We start from the raw sequence: 23,802 nt of genomic DNA on the forward strand, positions 1-23,802 counted from the left end.
TCCGGTCGTGACCACACGATCCGCGGCGGCTTCCGGCCGCCGCGGATCCTCTCGATTTTCCGAACTCTGACCGAAAGGAGGCTCTGTGATGGAGACCCTTCTGGCGGCGCTTCCGGCGCTGGGCGAAGCCTTTTCCCTGATCCTGCATCCGACACAGATCATGTACCTGATCATCGGCGTGGTTTTGGGCCTGTCGGTCGGGGTGTTCCCGGGCCTTGGCGGGATCGCGGGGCTCAGCCTGGTGCTGCCCTTCATGTTCGGCATGGACCCGGTGTCGGGCCTGGCGCTGATGGTCGGGCTGGTGGCGGTGGTGCCGACCTCGGACACCTTCGCAAGCGTCCTGATGGGCATTCCCGGGTCCTCGGCCAGCCAGGCCACGGTCCTGGACGGCTTCCCCATGGCCCGCAAGGGCGAAGCCGCGCGGGCGCTGTCGGCAGCCTTCGCCTCGTCGCTTTTCGGCGGCCTGCTGGGCGCGACAGTCCTGACCTTCTTCATCCTGGTCGCGCGTCCGCTGGTGCTGTCCTTCGGCACGCCCGAGATGCTGATGATCACCATCCTCGGCCTCTCGATGGTGGCGATCCTCGCAGGGCGCCTGCCGCTCAAGGGCCTGGCCGCGGCCTGTCTCGGCCTGCTGCTCGGAACCATCGGAGAAGCGGCAGCCGGGGGCGGCCTGCGCATGGCCACCTACGACATTCCCTACCTCATCGACGGCGTGACGCTGGTGATCGTGGGCCTTGGCATCTTTGCGATCCCCGAGATCGTGTCGCTGCTGCGCCAGGACGGGTCGATCGCGCGCAATGCGTCACTGGGTGCGGGCTGGATGCGCGGTGTGCGCGACTGGTTCGCCAATATCTGGTTGTCCGTGCGGTGTTCCGTGATCGGCGTGCTGGTCGGCGTGATCCCCGGACTTGGCGGGTCGGTCGTCGACTGGATCGCCTATGGCCACACGGTTCAAAGCACCAAGGACAAGTCGAAGTTCGGCTCGGGCGACGTGCGCGGCGTGATCGGGCCGGAAAGCTCCAACAATGCCAAGGAAGGCGGCGGTCTGGTGCCGACGCTGATCTTCGGCATCCCCGGTTCGGGGTCGATGGCTGTGTTCCTGGGCGGCCTTGCGCTTCTGGGCATCGACGCCGGTCCGCAGCTCATCACCAACGACCTCAGCACCACCTACACCATCGTGTGGTCGCTGGCGCTGGCCAACGTCGTCGGCGCGGGCCTGTGCATCGCGCTGTCGGGCGGTATCGCCAGGCTGACGACGATCCGCTTCACCCTGCTGGCGCCGTTCCTGTTCATGATGATCGCCTTTGCCGCCTTTCAGTCGCGGCAGTCGCTGGGCGACCTCGTGGCGCTCATGTCCATCGGCATCCTGGGAATTTTCCTGCGCCGCTTCGACTGGTCCCGGCCGGCCTTCCTGATCGGCTTCGTGCTGTCCTACCAGGCCGAGAATTTTGCCAACCAGGCGCACCAGATCGCCAGCTTCCGGTTCCGCCGCGGCTGGATGGACGGGCTGGAGTACATCTTCTCGCCCATCGTGCTGGGTATCCTGCTGGTCACCGTGATCTCGATCATGGTGGGTCTGCGTCAGGCCAAGCAGATCCTGCCCGAAGGCAAAGTCGCCACCGGGCGCAAGCGCGCGCCGCTGGTGTTCCTGCTGCTGATGCTGGCCTATTCGATCACCGCCTGGATCAACGCGTGGATGCTGCGGCTCACCTCGGACAAGATCTTTCCGATGACCGTGGCGACCGTGGGCATCATCGCGCTCTGCATCCTGCTGATCCGGATGATGCGTGCGCCCGAAACCGATCCGGTCTTTGCCGACCGTGAAACCGGGGGTGAGGATGCGGAGGCGCCGCACGGGCTTTGGACGACGCTGGCGTGGTTCGGAGCACTCCTCGTGCTGAGCGCGCTCCTCGGCTTCATCATCGCGCTGGCGCTCTTCATGGTGGCGTTCTTCCGGTTCCGCGCCGGGCTGGGCTGGGCCCGGACGCTGATCCTGTCGGGGCTGGGCATCGCGGGCATGTGTTTCATCGCCGGAACGCTCAATCGCGACTTCCCGCCGGGACTTCTGCAGGAATTCGTGCGGCTGCCCTGGCCGCTGACATGACGCTGACGCTGCTCTGTCTGCCCGGCGACGGGATCGGGCCAGAGATCATGGCGGCCACCCGTGACACGGTGGCCGCCGTCTGCGCGTCGCACGGCGTCGCGGTCGCGCTGCCCGAGGCCGAGATCGGCTTTGCCGCGCTCGCCGCTGCCGGCACCACCATTGCGAAAGCGGTGATCGACGCGGCTCGCGCCGCCGATGGCGTGATCCTGGGGCCGGTGTCGCACAACGCCTATCCGCCGGTGGCCGAAGGCGGGCGCAACCCGTCGGGCGTGCTGCGGCGCGAGCTGGGCCTTTTTGCCAACATCCGGCCCGCGCGCAGCCATTCCGCAGTGCCGACCCCCACCGGCGCGGCTGTCGACCTGGTGGTCGTGCGCGAGAATCTCGAAGGCTTCTATGCCGACCGCAACATGCACGAGGGCGGCGGAGAGGTCATGCCGGTGCCGGGCGTGGCGCTTGCCATGCGCCGGATCACCGCCGAGAACAGCCGCAACATCGCCCGTGCAGGCTATGCGCTGGCGGCGCGAGAGGGGCGGGGCAAGGTGGCGCTGATCCACAAGGCCAACGTCATGCGCCTGTCGGACGGGCTGTTTCTCGACTGCTGCCGCGCCGTCGCCCGCGACTATCCGCAGATCGAGACGACCGAGGTGCTGGTCGATGCGGCGGCGGCGCTGCTGGTGCGCGATCCCGGTGCCTTCGACGTGCTGATCGCCACCAACATGTTCGGCGACATCCTGTCCGACCTTGCCGCCGAACTGGCCGGCGGGCTGGGCCTTGCCGCATCGCTGAACCACGGCGACACGCACGCCGTGGCGCAGGCGCAGCACGGATCGGCGCCGGACCTTGCCGGGCAGGATGTGGCCAATCCGGCCTCGCTGATCGGATCGGCGGCCATGCTGCTGGCCCACCTCGGCCACGCCGGTCCGGCCGCCAGCCTGCAGGACGCGCTGGCGCGCGCGCTGCGCGACCCGGCGACCCGCACTTCGGACCTGGGCGGCGCGCTGGGCACCCGCGCCTTCGCCGACACGCTTTGCACCCTGATATCGGAGTCCACATGACCCAGACCGCCATCCCCTATCACTTCCTGCGCGGCGGTACCTCGCGGGGGCCGTATTTCAATCGCGCCGACCTGCCCGAGGATCGCGAGACCCTGTCCAGGGTGCTGGTCCGCGTCGTGGGCGCGGGCAATTCACGCAACATCGACGGGCTGGGCGGGGGCAACGCCGTCACCACAAAGGTGGTGATGCTGTCGCGTTCCGAAGATCCCGCCGCCGACATCGACTATTTCTTCGCCCAGGTCGCGGTCGAGGAAGAGCTGGTCGATTACGGTCCCACCTGCGGCAACATGCTGGTGGGCGTCGGCCCGGCGGCGATCGAGATGGGGCTGATCGCGCCTGCGGGCGACGTGACGCCGGTGCGCATCCGGGCGGTCAACACCGGTGCGCTGGTCGAAGCCGAGGTGCAGACCCCGGGCGGGCAGGTCCGCTATGACGGCGATCTCGCCATTGACGGCGTGCCGGGCACGGCCGCTCCGGTGGCACTGAACTTCATGGAGGTGGTGGGATCGCGCACCGGCGCGATGTTCCCGACCGGCCAGCCCAAGGACGTGATCGACGGCATCGAGGTATCCTGCGTCGACGTGGCCATGCCGATGATGATCGCCCGCGCCGCCGACCTCGGGATCGGCGGCTACGAGACGCAGGAGGCGCTCGACGCCATGCCCGAGCTTTTCGCGCGAATGGAGGCACTGCGCATCAAGGCCGGGGCGCTGATGGGGTTTGGCGACGTGACCAAATCCGTGGTGCCCAAGCTGGGTCTGATCGCGCCCGCGCAGGGCGACGCGCATTTCGCCGTGCGCTACTTCATGCCGTGGACCACCCATCCCACCGTGGCCGTGACCGGATCGCAATGCCTGGCCGCCTGTGCGCTGGCGCCGGGCACCGTGGCCGAGGGCATGGTGCGCGCGATCGACCCGTCACCCGCAGTGGTGACGATGGAACATCCGATGGGCACGCTGGATGTGCTGGTGAAATACGAGACCGGAGCGGAGGGTTTCAGCTTTGTTTCCGCCGGCGTCACCCGCACCGCGCGTCTGATCGCACGGGGCGAGGTGTTGGTGCCCGCCTCGGTCTGGGGCGGCGCGTGATCCGGGTCTACGACCGGCTGGCGCAGGTGGCGGCGCAGGAACGCCCCGGCACCTGCTTTGCGCTTCTGGGCGATGCCAACATGAACTTCGCCGTGCGGCTGGGCGCACTGGGCTGCCCGATGATCCACGTCCGGCATGAACACTGCGCCGTCGCCGCGGCCATGGCCCATGCCCGCAAGACCGGCGGTGTCGGCTTTGCCACGGTGACCTGCGGACCGGGGCTGACGCAGCTGATGACGGCGCTTCCCGCCGCGGCGCGCGCGGGCATCCCGCTGGTGGTGCTGGCGGGAGAGGCGCCGCTGCGGCAGGCCTGGTACAACCAGGCCATCGACCAGGCCCCCTTCGTCACCGCCACGGGAGCGGCCTACCACGCCGCACACTGGCCCGCGCGGATGCCGACCGTGCTGCGCGACGCCTTTTTGCAGGCGCGTCAGGAGCGGCGCCCGGTGGTGGTCGGCATGCCCTTCGATCTGCAGAACCAGACATGGGAGGGGACCGAAGACCTGCTCGCCCCGTCGCGCGACCTGTTGCCCGATCTTGCCCCGATCCCTCCGCATCCGAACGACCTTGCGCGCGCGGCGGCGCTGATCGACGGGGCGGAGCGCCTCGTCGTCATGGCCGGGCTCGGCGCGGTCGAGGCGGGCGCCGGACCGGCTTGCGCCGCGCTGGCCGAACGCTGCGGCGGTCTTCTCGCCACGACTCTGCCCGCGCGCGGGCTCTTTCACGACGATCCGTTCTGCATCGGCATCGCAGGCGGGTTTTCGACGGATACGGCACGGGACTGCTTCGGGCAGGCGGATTTGATCGTGTCTGTGGGCTGTTCCCTGGCGCGGCACAATGCCGACGGCGGGGCGCTCTGGCCGCAGGCGCGGGTTCTGCAGGTGGACGTTTCCCCGCGCTCGCTCAGCCAGGGGCGGGTCGCGTCGGATGCGCACCTGCGCGCCGATGCGCGGCTGGGGGCAGAGGCGCTGGCCGGGGCCGTCGCGCGGCGCGACGGCTGGCGCAGCGCGGCCTTGGCGGACCGGATCGCCACCGCCCCCGCCGACGGGTCCGTGCAGCCGCAGTCGCCCGACCTGCACGATCCGCGTGACGTTGTCGCCGCGCTCGAGGCGGCGCTGCCGCGGGACTGGCAGTTGGTCAATTCCTCGGGGCATTGCTCGTACTATACCGCGCAGATGCCCAGCCGGCCGCAGCACCGGTTCCTGACGATCCGCGAATTCGGCGCCATCGGAAACGGCCTGTCCTTCGCCCTCGGCGTGGCCGCCGCCTGTCCCGAGGACCGGGTGGTCCTGTTCGACGGCGACGGCAGCCTGCTGATGCATGTGCAGGAACTTGAAACCGCCCTGCGGCACGATCTGAACATCCTGATCGTGGTGTTGAACGACGGCGCCTACGGGTCCGAAATCCACAAGCTGCGCGCCGAGGGTCTGCCCGAGGAGGGCGCGTTTTTCGGCCGCACGGACCTCGCCGCGATCGCGCGCGGTTTCGGCGCGCAGGGCCGGACGCTGGACGATCTTGCCGCGGTTCCGGGACTGGTGGCAAACTGGGCCGCGACGGGCGGCACCGCCGTCTGGGACGTCCCTGTCAACGATCGCATCCTGTCGCCGGTCATGCGCCGGGCGCATCCCCCGAAAGCCGCGCATTGATTGGATCGCCCCGGAATGGTATGCGATTGTATACCTTCTGGGAGATATGCCATGAGACCTGAGTACGAGACGGAGCTGACCCAGGCCCAAATCCACCTTCGCGCCGCGCGGCACGCCGTGCAGGCTGAAATTTCCGCCTATCCGACACCGATCTCTGGCTGCGACGCGCAGTTCAACCGCCTCCTGTCGGACCGGTCCCGGATCGACGCCGCGCTGCGCGACCTATCCTCGGCGCCCTTCGTGCCCACGCCGCGCATGCCCATGCCCGCCACATCGCTGGAGTCCCGATGAATGTTCATATCCTCGACGACTGGTTCGACACCCTGCGCACCCTGCCAAGCTTTGCCAAGCTGGCCGCGCATGACGTCACCGTCTGGAACGACCACACCGAAGACCTGGACATCCTGGCAGAGCGGCTGCGGGGCGCCGAGGCGCTGGTGCTCTTTCGCGAACGCACGCCTGTCACGGCGGCGCTGCTGGACCGGCTGCCAAAGCTGAAGCTGATCAGCCAGCGGTCGGTTTATCCGCATGTGGACCTGGCCGCCTGTACCGCGCGCGGCGTGCTGCTCAGCTCCAACATGTCGGCGGGCAAGCCCTCTATCGCCGCGGCCGAGCTGACATTCGGACTGATGCTCGCCAGCGCGCGGCAGATCCCGCAGCAGATGGCCAGCCTGCGTGCCGGAACCTGGCAACTGGCGCCGGGCCAGACGCTGGCGGGGCGCAGGCTGGGCCTTTACGGCTATGGCAAGATCGCGGGTCAGGTCGCGGGCTACGCGCGTGCCTTCGGCATGACGGTGCACTGGTGGGGGTCCGACGAGGGCCGCCAGCGCGCCGCCGCCGCCGGAGAGACCGTGGCGCCGGACCGCCAGAGCTTTTTCGCAACGTCGGATGTCGTGTCCATTCACGTGCGGATGAAACCGGCCACCCGGGGGATCATCACCGCCGAGGACCTGTTGGCGATGAAACCCTCCGCGACCTTCATCAACACCTCGCGCTCGGGCCTCGTCGCGCCGGGCGCTTTGGAAGAGGCGCTGGTGCAGGGTCGTCCCGGACGGCTGGCGCTGGATGTCTTCGACGTCGAACCGCTCACCGACCCGAATGATCCTCTGGTTCAGCACCCCGCGGTCATCGCCACGCCGCATATCGGCTACGTCACCGAGGACGAGCTGGATATGCAGTTTTCGGACATTTACGACCAGATCAACGCTTATGCCGCGGGGGCGCCGATCCACATGGCGAACCCCGAGGTCTGGAGCGGCGCATGACCGGACGTCAGGCGGTCGGATACGCGACGCCGGGCGGAAAGATCACCGTGCCGTCCTCGTCCGAGACAAGGAACGCGCCGGGGTCGACGCGCGCCTCGCCCAGCCGGATCGGCACACCGATGCTGCCGCCGTCGCGCCGGATCGACGGGCGCATCATGTGTCCGAGCGCAAGGATCCCCATGTCGAGCTTGGCAAGCTCGGCCACGTCGCGCACGGCGCCCCAGATCACCACGCCGGCCCAGCCATTCTTGGCAAAGTTGCCTGCGATCATGTCGCCCATCACCGCGTGGCGCAGCGATCCGGCGGCGTCGACCACCAGCACGCGGTCCTCTCCGGGCGTCTGTGACAGTTCGCGGATGCGGCTGTTGTCCTCGAAGCACTTGACCGTCTCGACCGGCCCGAAGAAGGCCGTACGCCCGCCGTATGCACGCAGGCCAAAGGGGACGATTTCAAGTTGCGGGCCGAAATCGTCGTGCAGGTCGCAGGTGTTCTTCATTCTCTGTCCTTGTCCGAAGGTCCGGGCATGAACTGGGACCAGTTCAGCGCGATGATGGGCGGGTTCGACCCGATTGTCACCTTCGGATTGCTGGCCGCGAGCTTTGGCGCGTCCTTCATCACCGTGGCCTTCGGCATCGGCGGCGGCGCGCTGCTTCTGGCGATCATGGCCAGCCTTATGCCGCCGCTCGCCCTGATCCCGGTCCACGGCGCGATCCAGCTGGGGTCCAACCTCTTCCGCGCGCTTCTGCTCGTGACGCATGTGCACTGGCCGCCGGTGCTGAGCTTTGCCATCGGCACGCTGATCGGCGTGAGCCTTGGCGGGATGGTCGCGGTCAACCTGCCGCCGGCCTTCGTTCAGATCGGCGTCGGCGTCTTCGTGATCTACAGCGTGCTGCTGCGTCCGCCCGCGTGGCTGTCGGCCTGGCCGTCCTTCACCGGGGCGTTCTCGAGCTTCCTGACGATGTTCTTCGGCGCGACCGGGGTGTTCGTGGCGAATTTCAGCAAATCGCTGTCGCTACCGCGGCAAGAGCACGTGGCCACCCACGCCACGCTGATGACCCTGCAACACCTGCTGAAGATCCTCGCTTTCGGTGTGTTGGGCTTTGCCTTCGGCCCCTGGGCGATCTTCACCCTCTCGATGATCGCGGCGGGTTTTCTGGGCACCGTGGCCGGTCGCGTCCTGCTCATCCGGATGAGCGACACCGGCTTCAAGAAAGCGCTCGACGCGATCCTGATCCTTGTATCGCTGCGGCTGATCTGGAACGGCGCGACGAGCTTTTTCGGCATCGGCTGAGCCGGGGCCGCCCGCGCCACGCCAGGGGCGCGCATGAAAAAAACGCTGGCCTTTTCATGCGACTCGCCTCATCGTGAAAATAAGGTCGATTTTTTCACGAGGTGTTCCGTTGCAGCACGCCACCCCCGCCAGCCCCAGCACCCTTGGTGCCGACCTGCGCACCCTGCGCAAGGCGCGGCGCCTGACGCTGGCGGCGCTCGCGCGGCGGTTGGGGCGGTCCGTGGGCTGGCTGAGCCAGGTGGAGCGCGACCTGTCCGAACCTTCGATCACCGACCTGCGCCACATCGCGGCAGCGCTCGACGTGTCGGTGTCGATGCTCTTCGGCCAGGCGCAGGCCCCCGCCGAAGAGGTCGGGCGGATCGTGCGACGGGGCGCGCGGCGGCCCATCGGGTCGGGGGCGGCGGGGCTGGTCGAGGAACTGCTGTCGCCGGACCTCACGGATGAGTTCGAGATGGTGCATTCGACCTTCGCGCCGCATTCGCGCATCGGCGAAACGGTCACCCGACCGACGCAGGAGGTCGGCTACCTCGTCTCCGGCACGCTCGACCTCGAGATCGGCGACAGCGCCTTCACCCTGCATCCCGGCGACAGCTTCCGCATCCGCGGCGAGCCGTTCCGCTGGATCAATCCCTACGATGCGCCCGCCGTGGCGATCTGGGTCATCGCGCCGCCGGTCTACTGATGAGCATCGAGGCCTGGGGCATATTCGCGCTGTTCTGGGTGATGTTCGTGACCTCGCCCGGGCCCAACGCGGTGAACTGCATCCAGAACGGCATGGCGCTCGGTTTCGTGCGGTCGCTCTGGGGCGTGCTCGGCATCCTCACACAGGCGACGCTGTTCCTGTTCCTGTCGGCGGCGGGCATCACCGCGCTGCTGACCGCGTCCCCCACGGCGTTCTTCATCGCGAAACTGGTCGGCGCGGGATTCCTGATTTGGACCGGCCTGCGCAACTGGGTGCGGGCGAGGACGCCCATCCGGGCGGAAGAGCAGCCCGGCGGGTCGATCTACATCCGCGCCTTCCTGATTGCCACGATCAATCCGAAATCCGTCGCCGGCTACCTCGCCGCCTTTTCGCAATTCGTGCAGCCCGACGTGCCCATCGCGCAGCAGATGTGGGTGATCGTGCCCACCGCGCTCAGCATCACGGCCGCCAGCTACTGCACCTACACGGCGCTGGGCGCGGGGCTGGGCCGCGCGGCGCTGGGCGCGGTCGGCAACCTCGTGGTGCGCCGCGTCATGGCCGCCTGCTTCATCCTCTACGGCGTTCTGCTGGGAGGTTCGACAATTCCACAGGGGAGAGGCATATGAACGGCAGTTGCGCCTGCGGGCAGATCACCTTCACGGTCACCGGCCCGGTGCAGGGCGTCTCTGTCTGCCACTGCACCACCTGCCGCAAGATGTCCGGTTTCGCCTGGTCCTCGGCCTATGCGCCTGAAGAAGCCATCGCGATCTCCGGCCCGGTCCGCTGGTTCGAGGCCACACCCGCGGCCAGGCGCGGCCTTTGCCCGACCTGCGGCGCCTTCCTGTTCTGGCAGGCACATGACGAGGACACCCTGAGCTTTGCCCTGGGCGCGCTCGACGGGCCGACCGGCCTGACGCTCGAGAAGCACATCTTCACCGGAGAGAAGGGCGATTACTACACGCTGGCCGACGGCCTGCCGCAGAAGGATTAGGCGATGCTCGAGACACTCCTTGCCCCGCCGCCTTCGACGCTTTTGGCCTTTGCCGGGGCGGGCATCCTTCTGAATCTCACGCCCGGCGCGGATGTCATGTTCGCCACCGCCAGCGGCGTTCGCGGCGGTGCGAAAGCGGGAATCGCGGCGGCGGCGGGGGTGGCGCTGGGGTCGGTCTTTCACGTGGCACTGGCGGTGCTGGGCGTCGCCGCCGCCCTTCGCGCCATGCCCGAGGCGCTGACGGTCATACGTTGGGCCGGTGCGGCCTACCTTCTGTGGCTGGCCTATGCCGCCTGGACCGCAAAGCCCGATACCGGCAATGCCGGCGGCGCCGGGTCGCTGGGCCAGGCCTTGCGCCGCGGCTTCGTCACCAACCTGCTCAACCCCAAGGTCGGGCTCTTCATCCTCGCCTTCCTGCCGCAATTCGCCGATCCCGGTCTGGGGCCAGTGGCGCCGCAGATGGCGGTGCTGGGCGCGATCTTCATCTTCACCGGCCTTATCATCACCTCGGCCTACGGCGCGCTCGCCGGGGTTTTCGGCACCGCGCTCCGGCGGCATCAACGCTTCACCAACCGGATCGCGGCGGCGGTCTTCGGCGGCCTCGCGGCGCGTCTGGTCCTGGACTGAGGAAGAACGGACATGGCGGATTTCCCGACAACGGCCCGCGTGGTCATCATCGGCGGCGGTGCGGTGGGGGCTTCCTGCGCCTATCACATCGCCAAGGCCGGGTGGGACGTGGTCCTGCTGGAAAAGAACGAGCTGACCGCGGGCAGCACCTGGCATGCGGCGGGCAACTGCCCGTCCTTTTCGACAAGTTGGGCGATCATGAACATGCAGCGCTATTCGCTGCGCCTCTTCGCGGGCTTGGCGGCAGAGGTCGACTACCCGATGAACTACCACGTGACCGGCTCGATTCGGCTGGGTCATTCGCGCGACAGGATGATGGAGTTCGAACGCGCCCGCGCCATGGGCCGTTACCAGGGACTCGACCTCGAGATGATGCAGGTCGGCGACATCAAGGACCGCTATCCGTTCGTTGAAACGCATGATCTGGCAGGCGCGCTCTGGGACCCGGACGACGGCGACATCGACCCGGCGCAGCTGACGCAGGCGCTGGCCAAGGGCGCACGGATGCACGGGGCCAGGATCGAACGCTTCTGCCCCGCCACCGGTGTCAGCCGCAGGGGCAGCGAATGGATCGTGCACACCGACAAGGGCGATATCGCCTGCGAAAAGATCGTGAACGCCGCCGGCTACTACGCGCAGCGCGTCGGCGAATGGTTCAAGCCCTTCGGCGGGCGCACCGTGCCGATGACCGTGATGAGCCACCAGTATTTCCTGACCGAAGAAATCCCCGAACTGGAGGCCTGGACGAAAGAGCAGGGCCGCAAGGTGCCGCTCTTGCGCGACGTCGACAGCTCCTACTACCTGCGGCAGGACAAGCACGGCCTGAACCTCGGCCCCTACGAGCGCAACTGCCGCGCGCATTGGATCAGCCGCGACGACCCGATGCCCGAGGATTTCAGCTTTCAGCTCTATCCCGACGACCTCGACCGGCTGGAGTGGTACATCGAGGATGCCATGGCCCGCGTTCCGATCCTCGGCACCGCCGGGGTGGGCCGGGTGATCAACGGCCCCATTCCCTATGCCCCCGACGGCCTGCCGCTGCTGGGCCCGATGCCCGGCGTGCCCAACGCCTTCGAGGCTTGCGTCTTCACCTTCGGCATCACCCAGTCGGGCGGCGCGGGCAAGGTTCTGGCCGAATGGGTCACCGAGGGTCAGACCGAATGGGACATGTGGGCGGTCGATCCGCGCCGCTACACCGACTACGCCGACCAGGACTATTGCAACAAGAAGGCGATGGAGACCTACGGCCACGAATACGCCATGCACTTCCCGCATCACCGCTGGCCCGCGGGCGCCGACAAGCGCCTGTCGCCCAACCATGCGAAGGTGCGCGCGCTGGGCGGCGTCATGGGCACCTACAACGGCTGGGAACGTGCGAACTGGTTCGCGAAGCCCGGGGACGACACGTCCGAGGCGGCGAGCCAGACCTGGGCGCGCTCCGGCCCGTGGCAGCCGCGCGCGGCCGAGGAATGCGCGGCGGTGCGCGACGGCGTCGGTGTGCTCGACCTGCCGGGGTTCTCGCGTTTCGAGCTGACGGGTCCGGGGGCCGCGGCGCATCTCGACCGCCTGACCGCCGGACGCCTGCCGTCGCCGGGCCGCGTGAGCCTTGCCTATTTCCCCGACGCCTGCGGCCGCATCCTGACGGAGATGTCGATCCTGCGGCACGGGCCCGAGCACTTTACCCTCATCACCGCCGCAGCCGCGCAGTGGCATGACCGCGACGTGCTGCGGGATGGCCTGCCCGAGGGTGTCACGCTTACCGACCGCAGCGCCGATATCTCGACGCTGATCGTTACCGGCCCGAAAAGCCGCGCGCTGATGACGGCGCTCGGCACGGATGCCGACCTGGGCCTGCCGTGGCTCACGCATCAGGCGGCCACCGTTGCGGGCCGTCCCTGTACGCTGGTGCGTGTCAGCTTTGCCGGGGAACTGGGCTGGGAAATCCACGCGGCCAATGCCGACTGCCCCGCGCTTTACGACGCGGTTCTGGGCGCCGGCGCCACGCCGTTCGGGATGTTCGCGCTCAATGCCCTGCGCATCGAAAAGGGGTATCGCGCCTGGAAGGGCGATCTGTCGACCGACTACAGCCTGCTCGAAGCCGGGCTCGGGCGGTTCATCGACTGGTCCAAGGACTTTACCGGCAAGGCCGCGCTGGATCTGGAAAAACAGCGGGGTGTGACAAAGCAATTTACCACCCTCACCATCGACGCAGGCGACTGCGACGCCCCTTACATGTCCTCGATCTGGCAGAACGGAGAGCTCGTGGGCGAAACCACCAGCGGTGCCTGGGGCTACCGCGTCGGTGCCTCGGTGGCGCTGGCCATGGTGCGCGCGGATCTCGCGACACCTGGCACGGCGCTGGAGGTGGAGATCTTCGGGCGGAAATGCCCGGCCTTGGTGCAGCCCGCGGGCGCGCTCTGGGATCGGGCGAACGAAAGGCTGCGCGCATGAGGTTGAACGTCGCCGCCCGCCAGCTGATCGCGCGGTTTCCGCTGGGCTTCGTCGCCACGGTTGACGCCGAGGGCCTTCCTTGCGTCTCACCCAAGGGCACCTTCCTGGTGCTCGACGACGGCACGCTGGGTTTCGGCAACATCCGTTCGCCGGGCACGGTCGCCAACCTGCGTGCCAATCCGGCCTGCGAGGTCAATTTCATCGACCCCTTTCTGCGCAAGGGCCTGCGGGTGCGCGGTACGGCGCGGATCGTGGGCAGCGGGGAGGCCGGATTCGACCGCATCTCAGGCTGGCGCGCGGTCTGGGGCGACCTGGCCGACCGGATCACCGACCTTGTGCTGATCGAGGTCGCGGCGGTCAAACCGCTCTCCACGCCGCCCTATGATGACGGGGTCACCGAAGACGAGATGCTGGCCCTCTACAAGGCCAAATACGCGGAGATCTATCCATGAGCGACATCACCCTGCTCGACGGCGGCATGGGACAGGAACTGGTCAAGCGTGCGGGCGACAGCCCGACGCCGCTCTGGTCCACGCAGGTCATGCTGGACCATCCGGGCCTCGTGTCGCAGCTGCACCGCGACTATTTCGAGGCGGGCGCGACCGTCGCCTCGGCCAACACCTACGCGGTGCATCGCGACCGGCTGGCACCGGTGGGGCTCGAGCACCGGTTCGAAGACCTGCAGGCCGCCGCCCTCTCCGAAGCCGTGACCGCCCGCAACGCCCACGGCGCGGGCCGTGTTGCCGGCACCATCGGACCGCTCGGCGCCAGCTACCGGCCCGACCTGCTGCCCGATCACGACACCGCCGTCGCGGCCTTTGCCGAGATTGTGCGGATGATGGAAGGCAGCGCCGACATCCTGCTATTCGAAACCATCGCCTCGCTGGATCATGCCCGCGCCGCGCTTGCCGCGGGACGGCAATCGGACCTGCCGATCTGGCTCGCGGTGACGGTCGACGACACCGACGGCAGCCGCCTGCGGTCGGGCGAACCGGTGGCAGAGGTGGTGGCCATCGCCCGCGACGGCGCCGCCGCGGTGCTGGCCAACTGCTCGGCGCCCGAGGCGATGCCGGCAGCACTCGACGCGCTGATGCGCTCCGATCTGCCCTGCGGCGCCTATGCCAATGCCTTTACCCGCATCACCGAGGATTTCCTGAAGACACGCCCCACGGTGGCCGCCCTCGACGCCCGCCGCGACATGGACCCCACGACCTACGCCCGTCACGTGATGGGCTGGGTCGGACAGGGCGCCACCATCGTCGGCGGCTGCTGCGAAACCGGCCCCGCCCATATCGCCGCGATCGCCCGCGCCCTGCGGGATGCCGGGCATGACCTCGTCTGACCCTGCCTTCATCTGCCCGAAAATACTTCGGGGGGTTTGGGGGGCTGGCCCCCCAATCGGCCCGACGCCACCGGCGTCCGGCTCTCGACCATCCCCGAAGGCATTCCTCTCGAAAGACACCCCATGACCCTTCCCACCCAGGCCCGCGTCGTCGTCATCGGCGGCGGCATCATCGGCTGTTCGGTCGCCTACCACCTGACAAAGCTCGGCTGGACCGACGTGGTGCTGCTGGAACGGAAGCAGCTGACCAGCGGCACCACCTGGCACGCGGCGGGTCTGATCGCGCAGCTGCGCGCCACCGCCAACATGACGCGGCTGGCGAAGTACAGCCAGGAGCTTTATGGCGCGCTGGAAGAGGAGACCGGCGTCGCAACGGGGTTCAAGCGCGTGGGGTCGATCACCGTCGCGCTGACCACCGCACGGCACGAGGAGCTGCGCCGCTCCGCCGCCATGGCCCGCGCCTTTGGGGTCGAGATCGACGAGATCGGCATCGACGACATTGCCGCGAAATATCCGCATCTCAACACCGATGGCGTGCGGGGCGGTGTCTATCTGCCGAAGGACGGGCAGGGCGATCCGGGTAACATCGCCCGTGCGCTCGCCAAGGGCGCGCGCATGCGCGGCGCGCGGATCGCGGAATACACGCGCGCCACCGGCGTGACCCGCGAGGGGCGCCGGATCACCGGCGTGGACTGGACGGCCGAGGACGACAGCAGCGGTCACATCGCCTGCGACCATGTCGTCAACTGCGCCGGCATGTGGGGCCGCGAGGTGGGGCGGATGCTGGGCGTCAACGTCCCGCTTCAGGCCTGCGAGCATTTCTACATCGTCTCGGAACCGATCCCGGGGCTGCAACCGCTGCCGGTGCTGCGGGTGCCGGACGAATGTGCCTATTACAAGGAGGACGCGGGCAAGCTGATGCTCGGCGCCTTCGAGCCCCTGGCCAAGCCCTGGGGCCTGGCGGGCATCCCCGACAGCTTCGAGTATGACCAGCTGCCAGAGGATTTCGATCATTTCGAACCGATCCTCGAGATGGCCGTGACGCGGATGCCGGCGCTGGCCGAGGCGGGGATCCACACCTTCTTCAACGGGCCCGAAAGCTTCACCCCCGACGATGCCTACCACCTGGGCCAGGCCCCCGAGAGGGAGAATGTCTGGGTCGCTGCCGGGTTCAACTCCATCGGCATCCAATCGGCGGGCGGCGCGGGCATGGCGCTGGCGCAGTGGATGGACGGGGGCGAAAAGCCCTTCGACCTCGGTGACGTGGACATCGCGCGGATGATGCCGTTCCAGGGCAACCGCCGCTACCTGGCCGCGCGGGCGACGGAAACCCTGGGCCTGCTTTACGCCGATCACTATCCCTACCGGCAGAAGGCCACGGCGCGCGGCGTGCGGCGGTCGCCGTTCCACGAGCAGCTTGACGCGCGGGGTGCGGTCTTTGGAGAGTTGGCGGGCTGGGAGCGCGCCAACTGGATCGCGCGCGAGGGCCAGGCGCGGTCCTATGACTATGGCTGGGGGCGGCAGACCTTCTTCGACAACGTCGGAGACGAGTTGCACGCACTGCGCACCGGCGTCGGCATCTACGACATGTCGTCCTTCGGCAAGCTGCGGGTTGAGGGGCCCGAGGCCGAGGCCTTTCTGAACCGGATCTGCGGTAACGACGTGGCCGTGCCGCTGGGGCGGATCGTCTACACGCAGTTTTTGAACGCCCGTGGCGGGATCGAGGCCGACCTGACCGTGACGCGGCTGTCCGAGACCGCGTTCCTGGTGGTCACGCCCGCCGCGACGCGGCTGGCGGACGAGACCTGGATACGGCGGCACCTCCACGGCGCGCAGGCGGTGATCACCGACGTGACGTCTGCCGAGGGCGTGCTGGCGGTGATGGGGCCTCGGTCGCGAGACCTGCTGCGCGCGGTCAGCCCAAATGATTTTTCGAGCGATGCCTTTCCTTTCGGCACGGCACAGGAGATCGAGATCGGCCTGGGCCTCGCCCGCGCGCACCGGGTGTCCTACGTGGGCGAGCTGGGCTGGGAAATCTACTTGAGCGCCGACATGGCCGGACATGTTTTCGAGACGCTCTGGGAGGCGGGTCAGGATCACGGTCTGACGCTCTGCGGGCTGCATGCGATGGATTGCGGGCGCGCGGAAAAGGCGTTCCGGCACATGGGCCACGACATCACCTGCGAGGATCACGTGCTCGAGGCGGGTCTGGGATTTGCCGTCAAGACGGGCAAGGGCTGCGATTTCATCGGCCGCGACGCGGTGCTGGCAAGGCGCGAAGCCGGGCCGGCGCGGCGGCTGGTGCAGTTCCGGCTGACCGATCCCGAACCGCTGCTCTATCACAACGAACCGATCCTGCGGGACGGGCAGATCGTCGGGCACCTGAGTTCGGGCGCTTACGGGCATCACCTGGGCGGCGCCATCGGGTTGGGCTATGTGCCTTGTGCCGGGGAAAGTGCCGCGCAGGTGCTGGCCTCGACCTATGAGATTGACGTGGCCGGCAGCAGAATTGTGGCGGAAGTGTCGGTGAAGCCGATGTACGACCCTGACGGCGCGCGTCCCAAGGGGTGACGGGATCGCCCTTCGGGCGATACGAGAGGCTCTGCCTCTCGTGCTCTCCGAGGGTTATTGTAAACCGAAGAAGGGGGTACGCGTTGTGGCGGTTGTGCGGGATGTGCGGGCCGGGGACCTGGCCGGGCTGGTGGGGCTGATCGGGGGATTGGCGGCGCATCACGGCGACACTGCGACGGTGCGCGTGGCGGATCTGCAGCGCGATCTGTTCGGGCCGCGCCCCTGGCTCTTTGGGCTGGTCGCGGAAGAGGCTGGACGGCTGGTGGGCCATGCGCTGCTGTTTCCGCTGGCGCAGGCGCAGTTCGGGTCGCGCGGGATGGACCTGCACCACCTCTTTGTCGCGGAGGATTGTCGCGGGCAGGGTGTGGGCCGTGCCCTGATCGACGGGGTGCTGGACCTCGCGACGCGGTTGGGGTGCGCCTATGTCGCCGTCGGCACCCAGGGAGAGAATGCCCGCGCGGTGGCGGTCTACGACGCGGCGGGTTTCGTGCTGCGCGCCCCCGGCGGGTTGAGGTTGGTGAAGCGGCTTTAAGTGCGCTTGCGCCTGCGCCCGGCATTTGACAGGAGAGCGGGATGAGCACGCCCTATGCCCCGCCCGACGATCCGATCGATGTCCTGCACGAGGACATGCAGCTTCTGGTGGTGCAAAAGCCCGCGGGGCTGTTGTCGGTGCCGGGCAAGGGACCGGATCTGGCGGATTGCCTGCTGTCGCGATTGCAGGCGGCCTTCCCGACGGTGCTGCTGGTGCACCGGCTGGACCGCGACACTTCGGGTGTCATGGTCTTTGCGCTCACCCCGCATGCGCAGCGGCACCTGGGGCTGCAGTTCGAGAAGCGCAGCGTGAAGAAGATCTACATGGCGCGCGTCGCGGGGCGTCTGGTGCCGAAGACCGGCACCGTGGACCTGCCGCTCTGCGTCGACTGGCCGAACCGGCCCTTGCAGAAAGTCGATCACGAGACCGGGCGTCCTGCGGTCACCGACTGGCGTGTAATGAAGGCGGACGAGACCGAAAGCCGGGTGATGCTGATGCCGCAGACCGGGCGCAGCCATCAGCTGCGTGTGCACATGCTGGCGCTGGGCCATCCGATCCTGGGCGATCCGCTTTATATGCCCGACCGCGCGGCGGAGTATCCGCGGATGATGCTGCATGCGCAGGAACTGCGGTTGCGCCATCCCGAGGGCGGGGCGGGGATGAAGTTCCGCGCACCGGCGCCGTTCTGAACCGGGCTCAGGCGCGGGTGCTGAGCCGCTCCATGCGCTGACGGGCGATTTCCTCGTGGGCATCTGCCTTGCGCTCGGCGCGCAGGGCGATTTCGACGTAGTCGAGATGCGCCTCGACCGCGGCGCGGGCGGCGGCGGGATCGCGGGCCTGCAGCGCGTCGTTGATCGCCCGGTGCTGGTCCAGCAGGGCCGAGCGGGTGGTGCGCTGCTTGAACATGACCGAGCGGTTGTAGAACACGCCCTCGCGCAACAACTGGTACATCGACCGCATCATGTGCAGCATGATGACGTTGTGGCTGGCCTCGAAGATCGAGAGGTGGAATTCCGCGTCGAGCTGCGCCTCGTCTGCCGGATTGCGCTTCTGATGCGCGGCTTCCATCTGCGCGAAGACCGCGCCGATGACCTTGAGGTCGGTTTCCGACGCCAGCCGTGCCGCACGGTCGGCGGCGAGACCTTCGAGGTCGCGGCGGAAGCTGAGGTAGTCGAAGACCGCCTCGTCATGTTCGGCGAAGAGCGTCACCAGCGCCTCGGAAAAGGCCGAGCCCAGCACGTCGGCCACGTAGATGCCGGCCCCGGCGCGGCTGGTCAGCAGGCCGCGGGTCTGCAGATCGGCCACCGCTTCGCGCAAGGAGGGGCGCGATACGCCGAGACGTTCGGCCAGTTCGCGTTCGGCTGGCAGACGTTCTCCGGGGCGCAGGATGCCGCGCAGGATCATCTTCTCGATCTGGCGGATCACCGCGGCGGACAGTTTCTCTGGCTGGACGGGGCGGAACGGCATGGCACACCTGACTGATTACCGCACAGGTGATAGGGTGCGGCGTGCTGTCGCGCAAGCTTAGCGTGCGTTCGGGGCCTTACCAGCGATCGAGCGCTGCCTCGTCCTCGTCCTTTGCGGCGACCCATCCGGCGCTGTCGGTACCGTGCTCTTTTTTCCAGAACGGCGCGCGGGACTTGAGGTAGTCCATGAGGAATTCCGCCGCCTCGAAAGCGTCCTTGCGATGCGGCGCGGCGGTGGCGACCATCATGATGCGCTCACCCGGAGTGAGCCGTCCAAAGCGATGGATGACCAGCGCATCGCCCAGAGACCAGCGCCGGATCGCCTCGTCCGCGATGGCTTCCAGCGCCTTCTGCGTCATGCCGGGATAGTGTTCGATCTCCATCGCGTCGAGCCGGTCGCCGGCGAGGTCGCGCACAACGCCGGTGAAGGTCACCACCGCGCCCATGTCGGTGCGGGCGCTGGCGAAGGCCTCGGCCTCGGCGCCGAAGTCGAAGGGCGCTTCCTGCACGACCACGCGCATGGCTCAGCCTCCGGTCATCGGCGGAAAGAACGCCACCTCGCGCGCGCCGGCCAGCGGCGCGTCGAAATCGGTCAGTTCCTGGTCGACCGCGACGCGCAGGGCCGACAGGTCGGCGAAGGCCGCGGCGTATCGGTCCTCGCGGGCGCTGAGTTCGGTCACGAGATCCGAGACGGTGGCGGCGTCAGTCTCGACCCGTTCGCGGGGCAGGCCGATGCGTTCGCGGACCCAGGCGAAATACAGCACATCCATCAGCGATCCTCCTTGAGGTAGGGCGCGGCCTTGGTCAGGTAGTCCCAACCGGTCATCAGCGTCAGCGCGGCGGCGATCCAAAGCAGCGCGATCCCGACGTTTCCGGCCCAGACCATGCCGGTCTCTTTCCAGCGCAGCCCGTGCAGATCCTCGGTCTCGCCGTTCAGGATCGACTCGATCATCGCGGAATCCATGCCCCAGACCGACATGCCGAGGTAATGTTCGAAGACCCCCTGGGCGAACAGCACCGCGATGGCGATCATCTGCAGCGTCGTCTTCCACTTCGCGAGGTTCGTGACCTTGAGCGTCCCGGCGGTGTCGCCGAGGTATTCGCGCAGGCCCGAGACAAAGACCTCGCGGAAGAGGATGAAGGTGGCGGGCAGCACCAGCCAGGGCGACATCGAGGAATAGCCGACGATCACCATGAGCGCGATCACCACCATCGCCTTGTCGGCGATGGGGTCGAGCATCGCGCCGATCTTGGTTTGCTGGCCCCAGGCGCGCGCCAGGTAGCCGTCGAACCAGTCTGTGATGGCCGCGCCGACGAAGAGCGTGAGCGCGAACCAGTCGGCATAGGGCCGGGTGAAGAACAGGAACATGACCGCCACGCCGGGGGCGGCGAGCAGGCGCAGGGCGGTGAGCACATTGGGCACGTTCCAGATCATGGGGGTTACCTAGCGCGGAATGATGCCGCAGGGAAGATGGCGCGGTCGGTCTCGTGTCGAGGTCTCTTGTGGGACAAACGCAGGCGGGCTAGGACCGTTGCATGCGAATTGACCTGCTTCTTTCAATCGGCCTTCTGGCGGCGTGCAGCGCGGACGAGACGGTGTTCTCCTACGGCGCCGGGGAACGCACCTTTGCGGTGCAGAGCATCGACGGCGATGGGTTCGACGCCCGCGCCACCTTGTCCTTTCCCGAACCGGGCCGCATCGCCGGACGCGCGCCCTGCAACGCCTATTCCGGCGCGCAGCTGGTGCCTTACCCGTGGTTCGAAGCAGGTGAGATCATCGCGACCAAGATGGCCTGTCCGGACCTTGCCGCCGAGGCCGCCTATTTCGAGGCGCTGGCCGAGATGGCCCTGGTCAAGGTCGAGGACGGGACCATGCGGCTCTGGAACGACGCGGGGCGCGAGATCGTGCTGACAGAGGTCGCGGCGGAGTAACCCGGCGTCGGCGCTAGGCGCTGTCGACCCGTCTGCCGAAACGCTCCACGAACAAGGCCCGCGCGGCGGGCAGCGGCCTGTCGCCCAGCGACGCGGCCAGGTGCGCGCTCAGGAAGTGACCGGTGGTGCCGAGCGCCGTCAGCACCTCGTGATCGGCGCCCATGCCTTCGCCCAGCATCACCGGCGGCAGCGGCAGCAGCCGCGGCGCCCAGTCGCCGGCCCCCGAGGCCGACACCGCGCGGCCGGTGCGCGGCGAGACGTAGACCAGGTGATCGTTGCCCCCCGTCGCGGCGCAGGCGGAAAGGTCGAGGCCGAAGCCCATCTCGTCGAGCAGCGCCATTTCCCAGCGCAGGTAGGCCAGCGGCCAGAGGTCGGGCTGGTCCAGCAGGTCGAGCAGGTTGTGCGTGCGGGCGTAGAGCGCGGGATGCGATTCGCGTTCGGGCAGGCAGAAGGCCAGCAGCGCCGTGACCGCGTTGAGCCCCGCCAGCGCCAGCCGGTCGGACATCGCCTGCGCGGCCCGCGACCGCTGCGGTTCGACCGTATAGGTGCCCAGGTGATCCTCGAGCCGGGCGCGCCAGGCGAGGTCGAGCTGCGCGCCGGGTTGCAGGCTGGGCGCGATCCTGCGCGAGGTGCCGCCGCGCAGGATGCCCGCATGCCGCCCGTGCTCGGCGGTGAACACGTCGAGAATGGCCGAGGTTTCGCCATGCCGCCGGGTGGTCAGAAGGATGCCTGTGTCGCGCCAGTCCATGGCGTCAAACTGGGCTTGGCGCGGGTCTGGCGCAAGCCCGATCGCGGCTCTGGCGCTATTGCGCATTGGAACCGGCCGGCGCCCGCGCTAGCGTTGCCCGGAGTGACACGAAAGGCGCGGCGGCGATGGCACAGAAAATCCTGATCCTGGGCGGCGGATTTGGCGGCATGTTCGCCGCCCGCGAGCTGCGCAAGCGTCTGGGCGGCCGCGCCGAGATCGAAATCATCAACAACACCAACTACTTCGTTTTCCAGCCGCTCCTGCCCGAGGTCGGCGCCGGGTCGATCACCGCGATGCACGCCGTGTCGCCGTTGCGCAAGCTCCTGCGCGGGGTGCGGGTGCGCAAGGCGCGGATTTCGTCTGTCGATACGGACCGAAAGGTGGTCACGGTGTTCCAGGGCGTGCAGCGCCGCCCGACCGAGGTGACCTACGATCACCTCGTCGTGGCGCTGGGGCAGGGCGTGGACCTTACGCGCACGCCGGGGCTGGCGGACCACGCGCTGACGATGAAGACGCTGGACGACGCCCGCCGCCTGCGCGCGCATGTGCTGGAACGGCTGGAGCATGCCGACATCACCGCCTTGCCCGAGGTCAAGCGTGAGGCGCTGACCTTCTGCATCGTCGGCGCCGGGTTCTCCGGGATCGAGACGGCAGGCGAGCTGGGCGAGATGATCGACCGCGCACTGGGCGATTATCCCAACATCAAGCGCAGCGAGATCCGGATCGTCCTCATCGAATTCATGGGCCGGGTGCTCGCGGAACTGCCCGAGACGCTGGCCACCTATGCGCAGAAGACGCTGGAGGATCGCGGCTTCGAAGTGATGCTGAACACCGGTGTGAAATCCGCGACCGGCACGTCGCTCGAAACCACGACCGGAGAGATCATCGGCACCCGCACCATCGTCGCCACCATCGGCAACACGCCATCCCCGGTGGTTCAGGAGATGCCGCTCGAGACCCGGCACGGGCGGATCGCGGTCAACCGTCACCTGCAGGCGCAGGGGGCCGAGAATGTCTGGAGCCTGGGCGACTGCGCGCTGATCCCGATGAAGGAGGACGCCACCGAGCGCGGCGATTTCGCCCCGCCCACCGCGCAGTTCGCCGTGCGCGAGGCGCGGTGCCTGGCGCAGAACATCGAGGCCGCCATCGCCTGCCGCCCGCTGCAGCCGTTCGAGTACACGTCGCAAGGCGCGCTGGCGTCGCTGGGCGCGCATCGCGGCGTGGCCGAGGTCTGGGGCATGACCTTCCGGGGCTATCCGGCCTGGCTCTTGTGGCGGGCCTATTACCTGTCGTTCCTGCCGGGGTTCCGGACCCGGATCACCGTGCTTCTGAACTGGTTCATCGACGGCTTTTCCCGCAGCACCGTGCAGATCCGCGCCGAAGACAACAACGGCGCGCGCTACGTGCATTACCGCGCCGGCGACCGGGTGTTCGAGGCGGGCAACCGGTCCGACGGAGTCTACTCGGTGATCTCGGGCGCGGTGGAGTTGCGCATCGCCGACCCGGAGACCGGCGAGGAGCGCGTCAGCCGCATCGGCCCCGGCGAGATCTTCGGCGACCGGGTGATCTTCGGCAAGATGCAGCGCACCGGCACGGTGCGGGCGCTGGAGAACACGCAGGTCCTGGTCCTGCGCCGCGAGGAGGTGGCCAAGATCGCCACCGGCTTCGCCCCGTTCCGCGACTATTTCCAGCGCCACATGAAAGAGGCCTATGGCGTGGAGTGGAACCCCGAGGACGGCATCGGGCCGGATCGGTAGGGGGCCTGCTTGATCGGGCAGACGGGAGCGGTGCGCGCGGGTCTGGTCCCCTTCTTGCCCTCCGCGAAAGCCTCGCTCTGCCGAAACGGCGATGCGGGCCGTGCGCCGCACCCGGAGACCCTTCGATGGCACCGTGAGAATGTCTTTGGCCGAAATCTGCCCGGCGGCTGGGCGCCTTGGGCGTGACCTGACGCACTTGTGCTCGACTGCGGCATTTGGCGCCCTGAGGCAGGGTTGCGACGGGGTGGCGAACG

Annotated in this window: 25 protein-coding genes; 19 read left to right on the plus strand and 6 right to left on the minus strand. The window is 68.2% G+C overall.

What is annotated here, in order from left to right:
• The first annotated feature begins 88 nt into the window (after window positions 1-88).
• The 6 genes from DU478_RS10540 to DU478_RS10565 are packed head-to-tail and all read left to right on the plus strand — an operon-like array spanning window position 89 to window position 7,158.
• On the plus strand, window positions 89-2,104 hold the full coding sequence (locus tag DU478_RS10540; RefSeq protein ID WP_114510916.1) for a tripartite tricarboxylate transporter permease: 2,016 nt from the start codon (window positions 89-91) through the stop codon (window positions 2,102-2,104).
• Complete coding sequence (locus tag DU478_RS10545) at window positions 2,101-3,159, plus strand: isocitrate/isopropylmalate dehydrogenase family protein (protein ID WP_114510917.1); 1,059 nt, start codon at window positions 2,101-2,103, stop codon at window positions 3,157-3,159. Before DU478_RS10540 ends, DU478_RS10545 begins: the two co-directional genes overlap by 4 nt.
• Window positions 3,156-4,247, plus strand: a complete 1,092-nt coding sequence (locus tag DU478_RS10550; RefSeq protein WP_114510918.1) for a 4-oxalomesaconate tautomerase — start codon at window positions 3,156-3,158, stop codon at window positions 4,245-4,247. Before DU478_RS10545 ends, DU478_RS10550 begins: the two co-directional genes overlap by 4 nt.
• Window positions 4,244-5,893, plus strand: coding sequence for a thiamine pyrophosphate-binding protein (locus DU478_RS10555; protein ID WP_199488322.1), 1,650 nt, complete (start codon window positions 4,244-4,246; stop codon window positions 5,891-5,893). The genes DU478_RS10550 and DU478_RS10555 overlap by 4 nt, the downstream gene beginning before the upstream one ends.
• Window positions 5,894-5,944: 51 nt before the next feature.
• Window positions 5,945-6,184: a hypothetical protein gene (locus DU478_RS10560; protein ID WP_114510919.1), complete on the plus strand. Its 240-nt coding sequence runs from the start codon at window positions 5,945-5,947 to the stop codon at window positions 6,182-6,184.
• Complete coding sequence (locus DU478_RS10565; protein WP_114510920.1) at window positions 6,181-7,158, plus strand: D-2-hydroxyacid dehydrogenase family protein; 978 nt, start codon at window positions 6,181-6,183, stop codon at window positions 7,156-7,158. The genes DU478_RS10560 and DU478_RS10565 overlap by 4 nt, the downstream gene beginning before the upstream one ends.
• Before the next feature lie 7 nt (window positions 7,159-7,165).
• On the opposite strand, the gene rraA is transcribed toward DU478_RS10565, so the two are convergent.
• Window positions 7,166-7,654, minus strand: coding sequence for a ribonuclease E activity regulator RraA (rraA, locus tag DU478_RS10570; RefSeq protein WP_114510921.1), 489 nt, complete (start codon window positions 7,652-7,654; stop codon window positions 7,166-7,168).
• Window positions 7,655-7,681: 27 nt separating this feature from the next.
• Between rraA and DU478_RS10575 the strand changes: the two genes are divergently transcribed.
• From DU478_RS10575 to DU478_RS10625, 11 genes are all read left to right on the plus strand, one after another.
• Window positions 7,682-8,449, plus strand: coding sequence for a sulfite exporter TauE/SafE family protein (locus tag DU478_RS10575; protein WP_233501198.1), 768 nt, complete (start codon window positions 7,682-7,684; stop codon window positions 8,447-8,449).
• Between the two features lie 109 nt (window positions 8,450-8,558).
• A complete protein-coding gene (locus DU478_RS10580; RefSeq protein ID WP_114510922.1) occupies window positions 8,559-9,131 on the plus strand; it encodes a helix-turn-helix domain-containing protein in 573 nt (190 codons plus the stop codon).
• Window positions 9,131-9,757 carry a LysE family translocator gene (locus tag DU478_RS10585; protein ID WP_114510923.1) on the plus strand — a complete coding sequence of 209 codons (627 nt, stop codon included), beginning with the start codon at window positions 9,131-9,133 and terminating at the stop codon, window positions 9,755-9,757. Before DU478_RS10580 ends, DU478_RS10585 begins: the two co-directional genes overlap by 1 nt.
• Entirely contained in the window at window positions 9,754-10,122 is a 369-nt protein-coding gene (locus DU478_RS10590) for a GFA family protein (RefSeq protein WP_114510924.1), read from the plus strand. Before DU478_RS10585 ends, DU478_RS10590 begins: the two co-directional genes overlap by 4 nt.
• A gap of 3 nt (window positions 10,123-10,125) precedes the next feature.
• Window positions 10,126-10,749, plus strand: a complete 624-nt coding sequence (locus DU478_RS10595) for a LysE family translocator (protein ID WP_114510925.1) — start codon at window positions 10,126-10,128, stop codon at window positions 10,747-10,749.
• A gap of 12 nt (window positions 10,750-10,761) precedes the next feature.
• Window positions 10,762-13,200, plus strand: a complete 2,439-nt coding sequence (locus DU478_RS10600; RefSeq protein ID WP_114510926.1) for a GcvT family protein — start codon at window positions 10,762-10,764, stop codon at window positions 13,198-13,200.
• The gene (locus tag DU478_RS10605; RefSeq protein ID WP_114510927.1) at window positions 13,197-13,652 is read left to right on the plus strand and encodes a pyridoxamine 5'-phosphate oxidase family protein; all 456 of its coding nucleotides are present in this window, start codon (window positions 13,197-13,199) and stop codon (window positions 13,650-13,652) included. Before DU478_RS10600 ends, DU478_RS10605 begins: the two co-directional genes overlap by 4 nt.
• Window positions 13,649-14,542 (plus strand): homocysteine S-methyltransferase family protein, encoded by an 894-nt coding sequence (locus tag DU478_RS10610; RefSeq protein ID WP_114510928.1) that lies wholly within the window; start codon window positions 13,649-13,651, stop codon window positions 14,540-14,542. The genes DU478_RS10605 and DU478_RS10610 overlap by 4 nt, the downstream gene beginning before the upstream one ends.
• Window positions 14,543-14,665: 123 nt before the next feature.
• Window positions 14,666-17,113, plus strand: a complete 2,448-nt coding sequence (locus tag DU478_RS10615; protein WP_114510929.1) for a GcvT family protein — start codon at window positions 14,666-14,668, stop codon at window positions 17,111-17,113.
• A gap of 85 nt (window positions 17,114-17,198) precedes the next feature.
• Entirely contained in the window at window positions 17,199-17,645 is a 447-nt protein-coding gene (locus DU478_RS10620) for a GNAT family N-acetyltransferase (RefSeq protein WP_158545770.1), read from the plus strand.
• Between the two features lie 41 nt (window positions 17,646-17,686).
• Complete coding sequence (locus DU478_RS10625) at window positions 17,687-18,334, plus strand: RluA family pseudouridine synthase (RefSeq protein WP_114510931.1); 648 nt, start codon at window positions 17,687-17,689, stop codon at window positions 18,332-18,334.
• Window positions 18,335-18,341: 7 nt separating this feature from the next.
• Here DU478_RS10625 and DU478_RS10630 read toward each other — a convergent pair whose 3' ends face one another.
• From DU478_RS10630 to pgsA, 4 genes are all read right to left on the minus strand, one after another.
• The gene (locus DU478_RS10630) at window positions 18,342-19,112 is read right to left on the minus strand and encodes a FadR/GntR family transcriptional regulator (protein WP_114510932.1); all 771 of its coding nucleotides are present in this window, start codon (window positions 19,110-19,112) and stop codon (window positions 18,342-18,344) included.
• Window positions 19,113-19,188: 76 nt separating this feature from the next.
• Window positions 19,189-19,632 (minus strand): molybdenum cofactor biosynthesis protein MoaE, encoded by a 444-nt coding sequence (locus tag DU478_RS10635; protein ID WP_114510933.1) that lies wholly within the window; start codon window positions 19,630-19,632, stop codon window positions 19,189-19,191.
• 3 nt (window positions 19,633-19,635) lie between these two features.
• Window positions 19,636-19,881, minus strand: a complete 246-nt coding sequence (gene moaD, locus DU478_RS10640) for a molybdopterin converting factor subunit 1 (RefSeq protein WP_114510934.1) — start codon at window positions 19,879-19,881, stop codon at window positions 19,636-19,638.
• Complete coding sequence (gene pgsA / locus DU478_RS10645; RefSeq protein ID WP_114510935.1) at window positions 19,881-20,546, minus strand: CDP-diacylglycerol--glycerol-3-phosphate 3-phosphatidyltransferase; 666 nt, start codon at window positions 20,544-20,546, stop codon at window positions 19,881-19,883. The genes moaD and pgsA overlap by 1 nt, the downstream gene beginning before the upstream one ends.
• A 101-nt stretch (window positions 20,547-20,647) precedes the next feature.
• Between pgsA and DU478_RS10650 the strand changes: the two genes are divergently transcribed.
• The gene (locus tag DU478_RS10650) at window positions 20,648-21,043 is read left to right on the plus strand and encodes an META domain-containing protein (RefSeq protein WP_114510936.1); all 396 of its coding nucleotides are present in this window, start codon (window positions 20,648-20,650) and stop codon (window positions 21,041-21,043) included.
• 13 nt (window positions 21,044-21,056) lie between these two features.
• Here DU478_RS10650 and recO read toward each other — a convergent pair whose 3' ends face one another.
• Window positions 21,057-21,791 carry a DNA repair protein RecO gene (gene recO, locus DU478_RS10655; protein ID WP_114510937.1) on the minus strand — a complete coding sequence of 245 codons (735 nt, stop codon included), beginning with the start codon at window positions 21,789-21,791 and terminating at the stop codon, window positions 21,057-21,059.
• A 125-nt stretch (window positions 21,792-21,916) separates the two neighbouring features.
• On the opposite strand from recO, the gene DU478_RS10660 reads away from it, so the two are divergent.
• Window positions 21,917-23,548 carry an FAD-dependent oxidoreductase gene (locus DU478_RS10660; protein WP_114510938.1) on the plus strand — a complete coding sequence of 544 codons (1,632 nt, stop codon included), beginning with the start codon at window positions 21,917-21,919 and terminating at the stop codon, window positions 23,546-23,548.
• Window positions 23,549-23,802 lie beyond the last annotated feature (254 nt).

Origin of the sequence: Thalassococcus profundi (assembly GCF_003344785.1) — a bacterium.
GTDB classification, from domain to species: Bacteria; Pseudomonadota; Alphaproteobacteria; order Rhodobacterales; family Rhodobacteraceae; genus Puniceibacterium; species Puniceibacterium profundi.